Here is a 14,623-nt window from a genome sequence, read left to right on the forward strand (position 1 = left end):
CAATCATCCCCCTTTTCGTTCCTTTAACTTCGGATCCAGCGCGTCACGAAGCCCATCCCCCAGCAGGTTAAAAGCCATGACAGTGATCATGATCACAAGTCCAGGGAACAGGGTCAGATATCCGGAATCCCGGATAAAACCACGGCCGGCAGACAGCAGGCTCCCCCATTCCGGCGACGGCTTGGGAACGCCCAGCCCCAGGAAACTCAGCCCCGATGCCGAGATGATGGCCGACGCAATGCGCAGTGTTACCTGCACAATGATAGGCGACAGGCAGTTCGGCAGTATATGGAAAAGAATAATCGCCTTATTGGTGCGCCCGATTGCTTTGGCTGCCTCCAAATATTCCTGGTTCCGCACCGTCAGCACGGAGGCGCGGGTGATCCGGACAAAAGCCGGTATGCTGGTGACGCCCACCGCAATCATCAGGTTAAGCGTGCTGCTCCCCAGAACCGAGATCACCACAATGGCCATGAGCATATAGGGAACCGACGCGAAAATATCGGTCACACGCATGATGATTTCCTCGATGGCTCCGCCGTAGTAGCCTGCGACAGCCCCCAGCACCATACCAGCGGCCAGCGCAATCAACACAGCCACCGCACCGATGGCCAGGGAATAGCGGGATCCATACAGGATGCGGATAAACATATCCCGCCCTTTTTCGTCGGTTCCAAAAGGGTGCTCCCAGCTTGGCCCCTGGAGGCGGTCGGAAATATTCATGGCAATCACCTGGTTTTCATAGTCGAACAATACATCGGCAAACACGGCGATCAATACCAGAATTGCGATAATCGCCAGTCCCGCCATAGCGCCTTTATTCTTGCTCAGACGGTGCATCACCTCTCCGAACCGGGTCCGTTTTTTTCTCACTTTCTCCGTGGCAACGACAGTCTTCATCCCACTCACCTTCCTTTCGCTCCGTACCGGGACCTCAGCCTGGGATCCACCACCGCGTACAGCAAGTCGACGGCCAGCAGAAGGAGGCTAATGATAATCGTCGTCATGATAATGCTGCCGGTAACCATGGGCGTGTCCCTGGAATTGACGGAGTCAATGATCAGGCGCCCTACGCCGGGCCACGAAAAAACGGTTTCCGTCAGAACCGATCCGCCCAGCAGGGCTCCCAGCTGGGTTCCGCTGATGGTAATGATCGGGATCAGCGCATTCTTCAAAGCATGTTTTTTCACCACAGTCTTCTCATTGACTCCTTTGGCCCGGGCGGTCCTCAGATAGTCCTGATTCAGCACATCCAGCATGGAGGACCGGGTGGTCCGAGTGATTACGGCCATAAAGCCCGTTCCCGCGGTAATGGCCGGCAAGACCAGGCTGAGGAGTCCATCGTTAAAGCCGCCGGAAGGAAACCATCCAAGCCCATTGGACAGATAAATAATCAGCAAAAGTCCCACCCAGAAATTCGGCATCGACAGCCCCAGCAATGCGAAAACCATAGCCAGATTATCCCGGATCGATCCATTATGTACCGCCGATATGATTCCGAGAGGAATGGACAGTCCCACAGCCACCACAATAGAGGCAGCGGCCAGGGCGATCGTGTTGGGGAGACGATCCATATAGGTCCCCATCACATCCTGATTGGAGATATAGGAGACACCCAGGTCTCCCTGCACCAGCCCGCCCATATACTTCACATAACGGATCAAGAGAGGCTGATCCAGACCCAGCTGCTGTTCCAGCAGCTTAAGGTCCTCTTCCGTTGCATCTTCCGGAGCCAGGTAATCCACAGCGTTTCCCGGAGCCAGGTCCATGGCGACGAAAATGATAAGCGACACGCCGATGATAACAGGAATGATCATCAACAATCGCTTTAGTGTATATCGATACATATGTCCTCCTTTGTCCCGGACCGCGCAGCCCTGACGGGCTGAGCAGTCCGATTCCACATCTTTTCAGAGGGGGTCACTCGGTTACATAGGAATAAGCATAGAAGAAGATGCCGCCCGATTGGGTCATCATGCCGTCAAAGCCCTGCACATTGCCCCAGTAAGTTACACCATAGTACAGAGGAATATAGGGAACTTCCTCGGCCAGGATCTCCTGGACCTCCTTATACATGGCCTCTCTCTCCGCCACATCGGTGATCAGGCCGCCGGCAGCGAACAGCTCATCCACACGGGGATTGGAGTAGAAAGCATCGTTGGAGGCCAGGCCTGTCACAAACACCTTGCGCGGCCCCTCTACGGTGGCGCCGTAGCTGCGGGCATTATAAAGCAGGGTGGTGGATTTCTGCCCGATATAGCTGGTCAGCCCTGCGGAATCCATCTCGTTGATCGTCAGCTCGATTCCGATTTCCCTTAGCTGGCTTTGGATTACCTCGACGGCGGAAATATTGGCGCTGTCACAGGCGATCTCCATAGTCAGGCCGTCTGCGTATCCGGCTTCAGCCATGAGAGCTTTTGCTTTCTCCAGGTCATAACTGAACCCTTCGAAACCGTCATAGAATCCCAAAAGTCCTTGAGACCATAAGGTCTTGGCCGGGGCGCCCGCCCCCTCGGCAGCCACAGTGATGATATCTTCTTTGTTGACTGCACAGGCGACCGCCTGGCGAAGCGCCTGATTCTGGCCGATCTCGCTGCCTGTATTAAAGGAAAGATAGAACACACGGGAACTGTTCATCTGATTCAGCACCAACGAGGGATCATCGGCGATGTAGGAGACCTCGACGGTGGCAGGATTCATACACACGTCGATCTCTTTATTCTGAAGAGCAATCAAGCGGGCAGAATTCTCCGGAATATAGCGGAACCGGAATTGGTTGGTTTTCAGATTTTCTGCATCCCAGTACTCCTCAAATTTATGCATGGTGACATAGTCATTCAAAACAAAATCGTCCAGAACATAAGGGCCGCAGCCGATGGTTCCGCCGTTTTCCGGATCCTCTGTACAAGCTTTTTCAGAGAGAATGGAATAAAGTGGGTCCACAATTTTGGTCGGATAATCCACATCCACTTCCTTCAGGCTCAACTCCACGGTATACTCGTCCAATGCCTTCAACTCAGAAATCTGGCCCAGTACAGACTTCGTACCTGCGTTATCAGCACCGCGGGCAAAGGTGTACAGCACGTCGCTGGCCTTCACATCTTCTCCGTTGTGGAACTTCATGCCTTGGCGCAAATGGAAGACATAGGTCGCCTCTCCGGTCTGCTCCCAGGACTCGGCCACTCCGGGCTGCAACTCGCCGGTTTCCGTATTCAGGAAAATCAGGGACATATGGATCATCTTCGTGATGATTTTCCCCGGCACATTGGTAGCGGCCTGTGCGTCCGCGGTCTGGGGAGCCGCGGACATGCCGACGATAAGTGTATCCTTATAGGCGCCGCCTGTCTCCGCCGTTCCTGTGGTCTCTGCTCCAACTGTGGCAGCCTGGGTCGTCTCCTTCGGTTCCGAAGAGCTGCAGGCCGTAAGAGATCCTGTGATCATCAACAGGCAAAGTAACATCGCAATTCCTTTTTTCATCTTGTTTCTCCTTTTCTTTTTTTGAGGATCCTCCATACCTCTTATAAAAGCAAATATGATGCCAAGTTATTTTTCCCTGTTTTCGTGGTTTTTCATCCTTTTATTATAAAAAAAGCGGCATTTTTTTCCGGTTTCAGAAAAAAATGCCGCTTTCCGTCAGGGCTTCTCCTTAGACTCCGCCTCCCTTGACGCCGATTCGATATTCATTCAATTTATTCCGCAATCCTCTTTCGCTGATGCCCAGATGGCTTGCGATCAGCTTCTGCTTCCCGCCAAAGGCATCATAGCAGGCTAAAATAGCCTCTTTCTCCAGTTCCGCCAACGTCAGAGAGGTCAAAAGCTTCTCCGCCGTTCCCTCTCCTGCCGGCAGCTCGTCTACATTCTGACGTAGCCGGGGCGGCAAGTCTTTCTCTGAGATGAAGTTCTGATCACACATGATCGCCGCATACTCCAACACATTGGCCAGTTCCCGGACGTTTCCAGGATAATCGTAGGCCAAAAGTAAATGCCTGGCCTGCTCATCCATTCCTTGAATATGTAATCCCTTCTCCTTGTTATAGCGTTGAATAAAATAATCGCTCAACAGAGGGATATCCTGCTTTCTGTCCCTAAGCGGCGGCAGGTTAATCTCCACCACATTCAACCGATAGTACAAATCGGCGCGGAAGTCCCCCTCGCGGATCATGGCAGTCAGGTCACGATTGGTGGCCGCCACCACACAGATATCCAGTTTCCGAACTTCATTGCTGCCTAAAGGAGTGTATTCCCGCTCCTGAAGCACGCGCAGAAGTTTGCTCTGCAGGTTCAAAGACATATCGCCGATCTCGTCCAAAAATAAGATTCCGCCCTGGGCCGCCTCCAGTTTCCCTCGTTGATCCGCCACCGCTCCGGTAAAAGCTCCCCGCTTGTGGCCGAATAGTTCTCCTTCCAGCAATCCTTCAGGGATAGCGGCGCAGTTGATCGCCACGAACGGCTGACTTTTCCTCCTGCCCATGTCATGAATGGCCCGCGCCACCAGCTCTTTGCCAGTTCCGCTCTCCCCCACAATGGTGACCGAAGTGTCCAGATCCTTTACCTTCCGAATCAACTCGAAAACGTTCTGCATCTCCATCGAGGCGCCGATAATGCCGCCGTATTGGCTGCTGCGCATATTATCAATCTCATGGTTCAGGCGGATCACCTGATGGCTGAGACTGCGTACAGCCAGCGCGTTTTCCATATAGATCTGCAGCTCCTCGATATCCAGAGGCTTGGTCAAATAAGTGAATGCGCCGCACCGCATCGCCTCCACAGAAGAACGAATGGACCCGTAGGCAGTCATCATAATCACCGGTATGGTCTCATCCCTCTCTCGGATCCATTTGAGAACATCGATCCCGCTGACCTTGCCGATCTGCAGATCCAGCAGAACCAGATCCGGCCTGCACTGCTGTACCGCCTCTTTTCCCTGTTCTGCATCCCCGGCGATACAGACCTGATACGAATCCTCCAAGGCAAAAGTCAGAGCCTGACAGATACTTGGCTCGTCATCCACAATTAAAATTTTAGGCTTCATACATCCTCTCTCTCCTTCCTCCTCTCCTGTCCACCGGCAGCGGGAAACCGAATGGTAATCCGGGTATATTCCCCTCTTGTGCTGCTGATTTCCATCTGGCCGCCGTTCTCCAGGATAAATTGCTCCGACAGAGCCAATCCAAGCCCTGACCCTCGTTCCTTTGTCGTGTAAAAGAGCTCCGTACAGCGCTGTCTCATGGTCTCTGTCATCCCCATGCCGGTATCCTCCACCTGTATAAACACAATATCTCCCCGCCGCTCCACCGACACGGTCAGGCGCAGCGATTCCTTTTGATCCGGCTGTTTTACCGCTTTTTCCTCCATAGATTCAATCCCGTTGAGCATCAGATTGATCAGTACCTGTTTGATCTGATCCGGATTCGCATAGATCGATGCGGCTTGAAGATTCACAGAGACCTGTATCTTCCTTTGGGCAACCTGGGAAAGGTAGGTGCATTCCCGCACCAGCGCGCACAGGTCAATCTCAGTCCTGATTCCTTTAATCGGCCGTGCATAGCTCACCAGCGACTCAATCAGATGATTGATCCGATCCGCCTCCTTGGGGACAAACTCGCCAAAAGAATGCAGAAAGTTGGCATCCCCGTGTTTCTGGTGGATCAGGCTGGCGTAGGTGTGTATCGCCATCAGCGGGTTTTTGATCTCATGGGCGATGCCGGCAATAATTTGGTTCAGCACACGGTTCTTCTCTGCCTCCAGGCTCTCCTGCATCATTCGCTGCTCACGGGTGATATTTTCCAGAGTGATCAGTGCGCCGCTGACCTGCCCGGACTCCACAATCTGGTGGATATTCAGCCGGTAGTAGCTGCACAGCCCATCCGCGGCCTGCACAGCTACCTGTTTGTTGTCCACTCGGAAACCTGGCTCAGAAAGATCATCCTGCACCTGCGCCAGCACCTCCCGGAAGCAGGGGAGCATATCAACCGTACAGTTCTCCCCCACGGGGGGAAATCCAGCCATTCGCTTTGCACTGTAATTCATCAGCAGGATCCTGCTGCTGCCATCGATCATGATCATCCCGTTCTTTGCATTTTCAATCAGCCGGCTTCTCAACTTTCCTTCAAATTGGAGCTGTTCCATCTGACGTTTTAGCTGGCTATTCGTATCCGTCAACTCCTGGGTTTTTTCCAGTATTTGTTCCTGCAAAAGTCTTCGGACGCGGTATCCGATCACAGAGTAGATCAGAAAGCCGCCGATCAGGATAGCCGTAGCCGCGGATACCCATTTCAGCACAGTCAGCCAGTCTCGCTCCCTTTCCTCCGCAATCCATCGAGAGATGGTTTCCGGATAGTCTCCGCCGATGCGCAGATCCAGAATGGCGGTGTTCAAAGTCCGAAGCAAGGAATTGTCCTTTGGCCGGCAGGCAATGGTGTACTGAACCGTATCCAGGTGCTGGTTCGTCACCACAAAATCCATGGTCTGACCGGAATTTTCCTGCGCATAGTCCAACACTGCTTTGTCCAAAATTGCTGCATCGATCTGTCCCTCCCTCAGATACTCCATCAGGCTGGAGACACGGTCGGAAACGATATAGCGGTCTGCAATCAAACTGTATATAATCGTGTCCTCGGTTGTTTGGTAATTATAGCCGACCCGGTATCCCCGGTTCGTCCTGCCGGACTCTGCAAAGGAGGACGAGGCCGCGATCACCAGCTTGGACGCATACAGCTCCGCCGTCTCAGGCATTTGATGACCGCTGGAGGACGGCATCCCCAGCACCAGGTCAGCCTCCCCCTGCTCCAACGCTTCCACGCAGGCATTTAAGGTCGCATAGCGATGATACTCCGCCCGGTACCCGGCGCGTTCGGCCACCTGGTCAAACAAATCAATCAAAAGTCCGGCGGCAACACCGTTTTCACCGACAAATTGGTAGGGTGCTTCTTCATAAAATGCAACGAGAAACATAGGTCTTTGTCCGCATACAGGCGTGCAGGTCCCGATGAGAAGGAACATAATACTCAATAGAATTATTGTTTTTCCATTTTTCATCGCATCTTCTCCTCTTTTATTCTTTATTTTAATGGAAAGATGCTTATTTTTCCACCACTTTTTTACTGGATATTTTTGTTGCTGAATTCCTCTGGCTCTGTTTTCATGAAAAATTAGAGATAGCGGCAGGGAAATTACATCGTTCGGGCGTGATTGTACCGGGTCTCCTCCAACCAAGCGAGAGGAGCCATAACGGATTTTTCTGTATACAAAAAGCGACTCTAGGGCATAAAATGAACCCAGAGCCGCTTATACTTTGTCTGACGTTTCAGTAAAGTCTATGCGTTTTTATTCATATTCTGCAATCCTGCGGTCTGCAGAGCGCAGCAAGATCCGATAGATCAGAACGTCCAGCGCCGCCAGCGCTGCGGTGAAAATACCGGCCAGGGCGCCGATCGGAACCTCGAATTTCCAGTACAGCCAGCCAAACAGCACTCCGATCAATCCGCCGAGCACCCAAAGCACCAGCATACTCAGCATACTGTTGAAATTCTGCTTGACCGCCTGCTGTTCATTGGCCCAGACCAATTTCGGGCGGCAGACATCCCTCCAGAGCTGGAAACAGTTCATTCCAAAGTTCACCACCAGGCTGATCAAAATTCCCAGGGCAGCCGCCCAGAGGGGAACGCCCCAATACACGCCGATTGCCAGCAAAATCAGCAGATAGCCGGTGGTCCCCACAAAGCCCGGCAGCAAGCCGGAGAGCAGCTTTGCTTTCACCTGATCCCGGTAGGACATGGGGAGATACTTCATTGCGATAAAGCCGCTTCCTTCCCGCGAGATCGCCGTGGCGCAGACGAGATTCATGCTGCCGACAAACAGGGTGATGCCATAGGAGCCGGCCACCACCACCAGCGCGGCCACAGCCGCGGCCTGGGGATCCGCACCTGCGGACGAAAGCGCTCCCAGCATTCCCTTCATCGCCGCAAAGCCTTCCGAAACCGAATCAAACTGGGCAAACATACTGATGACAACCGGGACCAAGAACAGCGCCGGCCAGATCAACAGGATTAAAACACAGTTCAAAAGATAGATCGGCGTCCGGAACAGGAGATGGAGTTCCTTTTTCACATACGTGGACATCGCACTGCGGCGCCTCACCAGCTTTTCGCTCTCGGACGCCGTGATTTTCTGGCGTTTGGAGGTCGTCTCGCTCATGCTGAGAACGCCGCCGAAATATAGTTTGCCTGCGACGAACAAAAACACAACCAAAATCACCGCCGTAACGGCAAAGAAAAGAGGCAGGTGCGCCAGGCCCTCCCCGGTCATCGCCTTCACCAGGAACCGAAGATTTGGGAACAGCTTGCTGAGGAATCCGACCAGGGAATTCTTTCCCGCCGTCAGCAGATTCACGAGCCCTTCCTGATCCATGTTCTCCAGCTGGCTGCTGAACATGCCGACGCACATGGATATAATCAGAATGAAAACCGTCCCCAGGGTCGTCAGCAGGCTCTTATTTTTCGCTCCCTTGCCGATCCGCATGAAGATCATGGAAATCAGCGCCGCATAGGCCATGGGAACCACCGGAAGCAGCAATAAGCCGGCCAGGCTGGCAATCCAGAAGGAAATACCCGCCCCGGCCGCAGTTCCATACCCGATCAGCAGCGGAAGAAGCAGGAATGCGGTGGTCGCGGTCTCGTATACCCAGACAACCGTAAACTTCGCTCCTACGATCTGAACCGGCTTTAGGGGCAGCGGCAGGAGTGTCTGCACATCCCCGGACATATAAAACACGCTGAGAATATAAGGCAGCCCTAAAATCAGAGTCGCCATTCCGCCCGTAAAGCAGGCCATCTCCAAGAGCAGGCCTTCCTGCCCCAGCGGAGCCAGCATCTCATATCCGCTCTGTCCCGCCTGGAACATCATATATGCCAAAGGAAGCAGGCAGACCAGCATCAAAAGCCAGAGCGCTGCGCCGGAAAGCTTTCGAGATTTCTTTTTCTTTCCCGTGCTGCCCGTGGACATTGCATTTCCCATGCCGCATTTCAGCAAGATCCAGGTCAGCTTTCTGTACTTACGCATCTTTCGTCATGCTCAGGAAGATTTCTTCCAGAGATTCTCCTTCCCGGAATTGTTTTCTCAGGTCGTCCAGCGTGCCGCGGTACACGATTTTCCCCTTGTTAATCACAGCGATCCGGTCGCACAGCTTCTCCGCCACCTCCAAAACGTGAGTGGAAAATAAAACGCTCTTTCCGGCGGCTGCGTGCTCTTTCATCATTTCTTTCAGCGCAAAGGCCGACTTGGGATCCAAGCCAGTCAACGGTTCATCCAAAATCCAGACCGAAGGATTGTGGAGCAGGGCCCCCATCACCATGATTTTCTGGCGCATACCGTGGGAGTAGCTGAGAATCCTGTCCTTCAGCGCGTTCTCCATCTCAAACCGGGAGGCAAAAGACGCAATCCGCTCCTTCCGCTCCTTGGTCGGCACATCGTACAGATCCGCCATAAAATTCAAATATTCTATCCCTTTCAGGCGGAGGAAGTTATCCGGGCTGTCGGAGACAAAGCCGAACTGCCTTTTTGCTTCCACCGGATTTTTTCCGATGTCAATCCCATTGATTTCGATGGAACCGTCTTCATCCGGTTCCAGAATCCCGGTAATCATCTTCAGCGTAGTGGTTTTCCCCGCACCGTTGGGCCCGATAAAACCGGTGATCGTTCCCTCCTCAATCTCCCAGTCCAGATTATCCACGGCCTTGTGAGTCCCCGCATAGGTTTTTGAAATATGCGCAAGCCGAATCATCGACATGTTGCCCTCCTCACCGAATCCCCCTCGGATTCTTTTGTTCTAGTTTGATAATACAATAGTACAGCAGAGGGCATTTGTCAAGTTAATTTTAGCAATTCAAAAACACCATATAAATCCAGCGCCCCGAATCCCCATTCCCGGTTAGGATAAGTGTAGACGTTTTTTCTGCGGGCGCCCCGAATCAGATAGGCCCGGACCGTATTGCTGTCCATTGTCGGATCATTGCCCCGGTAAATCCCCCAGCTCAAAATATCGGCGGCTGCCCCGGCCACATGGGCCGCCGCGACACTGGTTCCGGTCATGGTTGTAAACCGCCCGCCGGGCGCCGGACCGTAGACGGACACGCCGGGCGCAGCAAGATCCGGTTTGATCGCGCCGAACCGGGTGAATCCCCGCCCGGAATGAATATAAATACTGTCCGATTTGTGATTGTAAGCGCTGACCGCCATGGCCTCGCTGGAAGTGGAGGGGATCGTCAGGGTGATATTGGGGTTTGGCTCTAAAAATTGGATGCCGGTTTTGGTTTGCCCCTCCACCGGAAGCCACATATGAAATTGGCCGCTGACCGCATAAGTACTGTAGATGCGCACGATCCAGATTCCCGGAGTCGGCCTCCGAAACCCCATGGAGATCAACTGGCTTCCGGAACGGGCCGTCACAATCCGGTAATTGACCGAAACCGTGGTCTCCTCCAACACGAACCCTAAATTTTCGCTGCTCCCGGTCCGAGGGGGAATGCGGGGAATCTCCTCTCCTCCCGGAGAGACGAATCCCACAGAATAAAGTTCCGGGGACTGAGCCCAAAGATCCAGCCAGAAGCCTTCCACACCGGACGGTACCCGGATTTCCACATCCTGATAGGTTTCCTCCGACCGGACCGAACCAAAGAAATGATGTCCCCGGTTCCCGTCATTCCCCGTTGCCACGACAGGAACCAGACCTTTTAAGTCCACCGGACGGCTCAAAAGCTCCTCCAGCGGGGTGAATCCGTCATGGCCTCCCCGGTTGGTCTGCAGTCCGACCAAAATCACCATCGGAATCCGAAACTCTTCCTGTAAATTCAATAGATAGCGCACGCCCATCATAATATCGGTTTCCTGATAGACCTCGGCCTCAGGCGGCGTGTAAAAAAATTCTCTCAGGTTCTGCTTGGCCGGTTTCAGTTTTACCACTGCCAGCTCCGCATTCGGCGCGGCCCCAATAAAACTGCCGTCCGGCATTTCCCCTCCCGCCGCAATCCCGGCAAGGAATGTTCCATGCCCACTCTCATCGACGGTGGGGACCACCACCCTGGGATCCGGCAGGCGCAGAGCCTCATTGATCTGAACCCTTCGGAATTCCGTCCCGTACAAAATCCCCGCCGGCGGTTCCCCGCTCTGATCGGTCTGGTCCCAGATTCCCAAAATTCGGCTCTCCCCGCTTCCCATGCGAAAGATAGGGTGAGAGTAATCAATCCCGGTATCAATAATCCCAATCAGAACCCCATCCCCTCGCAGATCGGGGATCGGGCGGTTTTGGGCTCTCAAAATTCCGGAGACTTCCATACTCGTTGTGTCCGCCAGGGAAAACAGGCTGGGAATTGTCTGATACCCGTAAATCCCCACATTGTAAAAAGGGGCCCGTCCGCGTTCCAGATGAGCCACTCCGTAGACATTATTCACGATTTCCGTACAGTGATCCCCATAATCGGCGAAAACCTGGGGAGATAGAATGTTATTTTCGACGATAAAATCCAAATAATCTTCCGACAAAATCTGTTCCCGGCAAATCTGCTCCTGCTCTGTCATCTGCTCCTGCTCCTTGTCACTTTGGCGGCGCGCCGAGGAGCAGACGAATCTGCTCCTCCGACAGGCGCCGAAGCTCCTGCCGCGACCTTCGGCACTGTTCCTCCACCAACAAAAGAGCCTGCTCTTCCATCCGCCGCAGCAGCTCCTCTCTCAGCTCCAAGGACAGCATTTGCTTCAACGCATTCCTGCGGCATTCTTCCGCTGCATCCCCCGCAGTGGAAAACAACAGGCACAGCATCAGCATTTCCCGATCCACACGCCGCCTCCGATTAAATTCTTACCACTAATATATCGGGCAGGACTTTTGTCCTATGACAGAAAATACCGGAGAGAAACATTATTTGAAAAATTCAAAGATCTCATCCAGCACATCCACCCAGGCCAAGCTGTGGGTTCCTCCGGAAACTTCCCGGTAAATCACCGGAACGTCATGTTCTTTTAAGACGCGGCATCCCTCCCGCAGATACTGGACGCCATGGGAATCCATATCGCCTCCGACAAAGAAAGTCGGCTGCTGTCTCAGTCCGGAACAGTCAAAAAACTGCATATCCGGTATGGCCCCCTGGGGAGAGATCTTTCGGAACAGCCCTGGATGGCGGGAAGCATAATACAAGGTTCCCATACCTCCCATGGAATTTCCCATCAGATAAAGATTCGCCTCATCCACCGCGTAATCGCGGCGCGCCAGGGCCAGCACCTGATCCAGCCCCAGCTCCCCCATCTGTACCGAACGAAGTTCCTCCTCGCTCAGATTTTCCGGGTTGGCCGGATCTTTGGCGTCGGACCGGGCTCCCAGCATCCCATTGGGAGGGACGGCGCAGCCATAGGTGGAATTATTGGTGGATCCGTCGGGAGCGATCAGGATGTAGCCGTCCCGCTCTGCATAGTCTTTCACCTGATCCTGCGAATTGTGAAACGGCGTATCCGGGCTTCCGCCCCCGCCGTGAAGGCACATCAGCAGCCGGTTTTTTCCCTCCGGCCGGTAGGAAGCCGGCAGGTATACCCGGTACGGAGCATAGCGCTCCATGGGGGTATGCCAATACGTGCCGAAATAATCTCCCTGCGCCCCCTTTTTCTGTAAAATCCCTTGTTTCACCTGCTCCGCCGGGAGGAATTCTCCCTCCTGAGAAAGCAATACCTGCAAGACGTCCCCGGTCATTTCCATGCGGCATCCCAGTGCGCCGAAGACGGCCTGGATGGAGCAGCGCTCCGCGTCCGTCCCGCCGGGCAGAGCATCCATTGCCTTTTGCTGCGGCAGCATCGTCAAGAAACGCTCCGTATCCTGGGCAGACAGATAATATTCTCCCCCCGACTGCTCCACCGGCCAAAGCAGTTCCACCTGATAGTGATCCAGACAGGCCGCCGCCGTGTCCGGGAGAAAACCGGCGATAACCGGATTAAAATAATAGCCTTCATGTGTCATAGATAAATCCCTTCTTTGCTCAACTATCGTTTTCCCATAGAAATGAAATTCCCAATCCGTCTTTTCTTGCCAGGGCTGCTTATCCCTGCCGTTTGGGGTAAAAATCCAGCACAAAATCCTTCACAAAACGGGAAACCTTGGTTTCCGGAGGACGAACCATGCCGAGCCGGCAGCCAAGCTCCATCACCCAGGGATCGTTTTTCATATCTTCCGTCTTCTCCCACACAGGCAAGCCCTCTCCATTCGGGTCCCCGGTGTGAAAGAAATTCGCCCAATACCGGCTCATCACCTGGGAGAGCACGCGGTCGCCCTCGTTGTAGGGCCGCCACGCAACCTTGTCCATACTCTGGAATACATAGGCGTGTTCGCCGCTGTGGAACGCGCCGGCACCCTCCGGCCCAGGGGCTTCCTTGGTAAAGAGATAGACATAGGGCGCCGGGCGCCCCAGCTCGTTCTGACGCTGCACAAAGGAATAACAGGTTGCCATTTTGACGTCTCCGCTGTCCTGACGGCGAATCTTCTCCGCCGCCGCGTCTCCGTTGACCTGGGCCGCATTCCAATAGCCTTCCCAGTCTTCCCGGTAACTTCTCTTCAGATAGTCGCGAAGCGTTTCCTCCGTCACCGTTCCATAGCTGTAGGCAAAGCCCTCATGTTTGGTAGTGCCCATCATCACATGGACATCCGTCAGCCAAGCGCCGCGGTATCCGGTCTCATCCGGACTGTACAGCAAACTGTAGCCGTCCGGTTTCGGAGAGAAATACGCCATATTTTCATCCGGCCCTGCTGCAAAGGCAGCGAGGATCGTCTCGGCGGGAACCTTGCGTGCCTCCTCAATGCTGGAAACACCCAGTTTTTCCAGGAGCTTCTCTCCATATTTTTCGCTGTCCTCCAAGGTGGACTCCACCATCATATAACGGGGATCCATTCCTCCGGCGCTCTGCATCACAGCGCCGAACAGTTCTCCTTTTAAGAGGGGTGTGGAAATCAGGCGCTGTACCGCCGTGCCGCCCGCAGACTGGCCGAATACGGAAACCCGCCCCGGATCCCCGCCAAACGCTTCGGCGTTCCGGCGGGCCCACTTGACAGCCGCCACCTGATCCAACAGGCCGTAGTTGCCGGAAGTGTAGTGTCCGTTTTCCTCCTCAAACTCTCTGGAAAGCTCCGGGTGGCACAGCCCGGCAAAGGCGCCGCAGCGAAAGCCCACCGTGATCAAAATCACGCCGTTTTTCACAAAGCCCTCGCCGTCAAATATCGCCTTATTGGCGTGGGAATCGCCGCCGTGGAAATACAGGGCGATCGGACAGTTCTTTTTCGAGGCATCCTTCGGCGCCCAGATGTTTAAATACAGGCAGTCTTCGCTGCGGGGATACTCCTGCTGGTCAAATTCTTTTCCATAAAAGGATTTCATGGACGGGCGCTTGTGCATATTGGTGTTGGCCCGAAACCGGGCGTCCCGGACTCCGTCCCAGGGCTCCGCGGGCTGAGGGGCGCGCCAGCGCAGATCGCCCACCGGGGGCTTCGCGTAGGGCACGCCGAAAAACATCCGGACCTGGCCGTCATCGGAAAGCTTGCCGGCGATCACGCCGGACTCGGTTTTTACTTGCAAATCAGTATTCATGATTGGGT

11 protein-coding genes are annotated in these 14,623 nt (G+C 54.1%); all 11 read right to left on the reverse strand.

What is annotated here, in order from left to right:
• Positions 1-3: 3 nt before the first annotated feature.
• Entirely contained in the window at positions 4-900 is an 897-nt protein-coding gene (locus MUB23_RS17180) for an ABC transporter permease (RefSeq protein ID WP_244801982.1), read from the reverse strand.
• A gap of 5 nt (positions 901-905) precedes the next feature.
• Positions 906-1,847, reverse strand: coding sequence for an ABC transporter permease (locus tag MUB23_RS17185; protein WP_244801983.1), 942 nt, complete (start codon positions 1,845-1,847; stop codon positions 906-908).
• Between the two features lie 73 nt (positions 1,848-1,920).
• Complete coding sequence (locus MUB23_RS17190) at positions 1,921-3,477, reverse strand: ABC transporter substrate-binding protein (protein WP_244801984.1); 1,557 nt, start codon at positions 3,475-3,477, stop codon at positions 1,921-1,923.
• 169 nt (positions 3,478-3,646) lie between these two features.
• Positions 3,647-5,032 carry a sigma-54-dependent transcriptional regulator gene (locus tag MUB23_RS17195; protein WP_244801985.1) on the reverse strand — a complete coding sequence of 462 codons (1,386 nt, stop codon included), beginning with the start codon at positions 5,030-5,032 and terminating at the stop codon, positions 3,647-3,649.
• Complete coding sequence (locus tag MUB23_RS17200; RefSeq protein WP_244801986.1) at positions 5,029-7,038, reverse strand: ATP-binding protein; 2,010 nt, start codon at positions 7,036-7,038, stop codon at positions 5,029-5,031. Before MUB23_RS17200 ends, MUB23_RS17195 begins: the two co-directional genes overlap by 4 nt.
• 288 nt (positions 7,039-7,326) lie before the next feature.
• A complete protein-coding gene (locus tag MUB23_RS17205) occupies positions 7,327-9,060 on the reverse strand; it encodes a putative ABC transporter permease subunit (RefSeq protein ID WP_244801987.1) in 1,734 nt (577 codons plus the stop codon).
• Positions 9,053-9,787, reverse strand: coding sequence for an ABC transporter ATP-binding protein (locus MUB23_RS17210; RefSeq protein ID WP_330641926.1), 735 nt, complete (start codon positions 9,785-9,787; stop codon positions 9,053-9,055). Before MUB23_RS17210 ends, MUB23_RS17205 begins: the two co-directional genes overlap by 8 nt.
• 77 nt (positions 9,788-9,864) lie before the next feature.
• Positions 9,865-11,574, reverse strand: coding sequence for a S8 family peptidase (locus MUB23_RS17215; RefSeq protein WP_244801988.1), 1,710 nt, complete (start codon positions 11,572-11,574; stop codon positions 9,865-9,867).
• Between the two features lie 16 nt (positions 11,575-11,590).
• A complete protein-coding gene (locus MUB23_RS17220) occupies positions 11,591-11,830 on the reverse strand; it encodes a hypothetical protein (RefSeq protein WP_244801989.1) in 240 nt (79 codons plus the stop codon).
• Positions 11,831-11,911: 81 nt separating this feature from the next.
• Entirely contained in the window at positions 11,912-12,997 is a 1,086-nt protein-coding gene (locus MUB23_RS17225; protein WP_244801990.1) for an alpha/beta hydrolase-fold protein, read from the reverse strand.
• 79 nt (positions 12,998-13,076) lie between these two features.
• Positions 13,077-14,615 (reverse strand): carboxylesterase/lipase family protein, encoded by a 1,539-nt coding sequence (locus MUB23_RS17230; protein ID WP_244801991.1) that lies wholly within the window; start codon positions 14,613-14,615, stop codon positions 13,077-13,079.
• Positions 14,616-14,623 lie beyond the last annotated feature (8 nt).

Origin of the sequence: Cuneatibacter sp. NSJ-177, from assembly GCF_022867805.1 — a bacterium.
Classification (GTDB): Bacteria; Bacillota; Clostridia; order Lachnospirales; family Lachnospiraceae; genus Pseudolachnospira.

Excerpts from the sequence above, each read along its gene's own strand:
- MUB23_RS17180 (WP_244801982.1), bottom strand. The coding sequence starts at position 900 with ATGAAGACTGTCGTTGCCACGGAGAAAGTGAGAAAAAAACGGACCCGG.
- MUB23_RS17185 (WP_244801983.1), bottom strand. The coding sequence starts at position 1,847 with ATGTATCGATATACACTAAAGCGATTGTTGATGATCATTCCTGTTATC.
- MUB23_RS17190 (WP_244801984.1), bottom strand. The coding sequence starts at position 3,477 with ATGAAAAAAGGAATTGCGATGTTACTTTGCCTGTTGATGATCACAGGA.
- MUB23_RS17195 (WP_244801985.1), bottom strand. The coding sequence starts at position 5,032 with ATGAAGCCTAAAATTTTAATTGTGGATGACGAGCCAAGTATCTGTCAG.
- MUB23_RS17200 (WP_244801986.1), bottom strand. The coding sequence starts at position 7,038 with ATGAAAAATGGAAAAACAATAATTCTATTGAGTATTATGTTCCTTCTC.
- MUB23_RS17205 (WP_244801987.1), bottom strand. The coding sequence starts at position 9,060 with ATGCGTAAGTACAGAAAGCTGACCTGGATCTTGCTGAAATGCGGCATG.
- MUB23_RS17210 (WP_330641926.1), bottom strand. The coding sequence starts at position 9,787 with ATGTCGATGATTCGGCTTGCGCATATTTCAAAAACCTATGCGGGGACT.
- MUB23_RS17215 (WP_244801988.1), bottom strand. The coding sequence starts at position 11,574 with ATGACAGAGCAGGAGCAGATTTGCCGGGAACAGATTTTGTCGGAAGAT.
- MUB23_RS17225 (WP_244801990.1), bottom strand. The coding sequence starts at position 12,997 with ATGACACATGAAGGCTATTATTTTAATCCGGTTATCGCCGGTTTTCTC.
- MUB23_RS17230 (WP_244801991.1), bottom strand. The coding sequence starts at position 14,615 with ATGAATACTGATTTGCAAGTAAAAACCGAGTCCGGCGTGATCGCCGGC.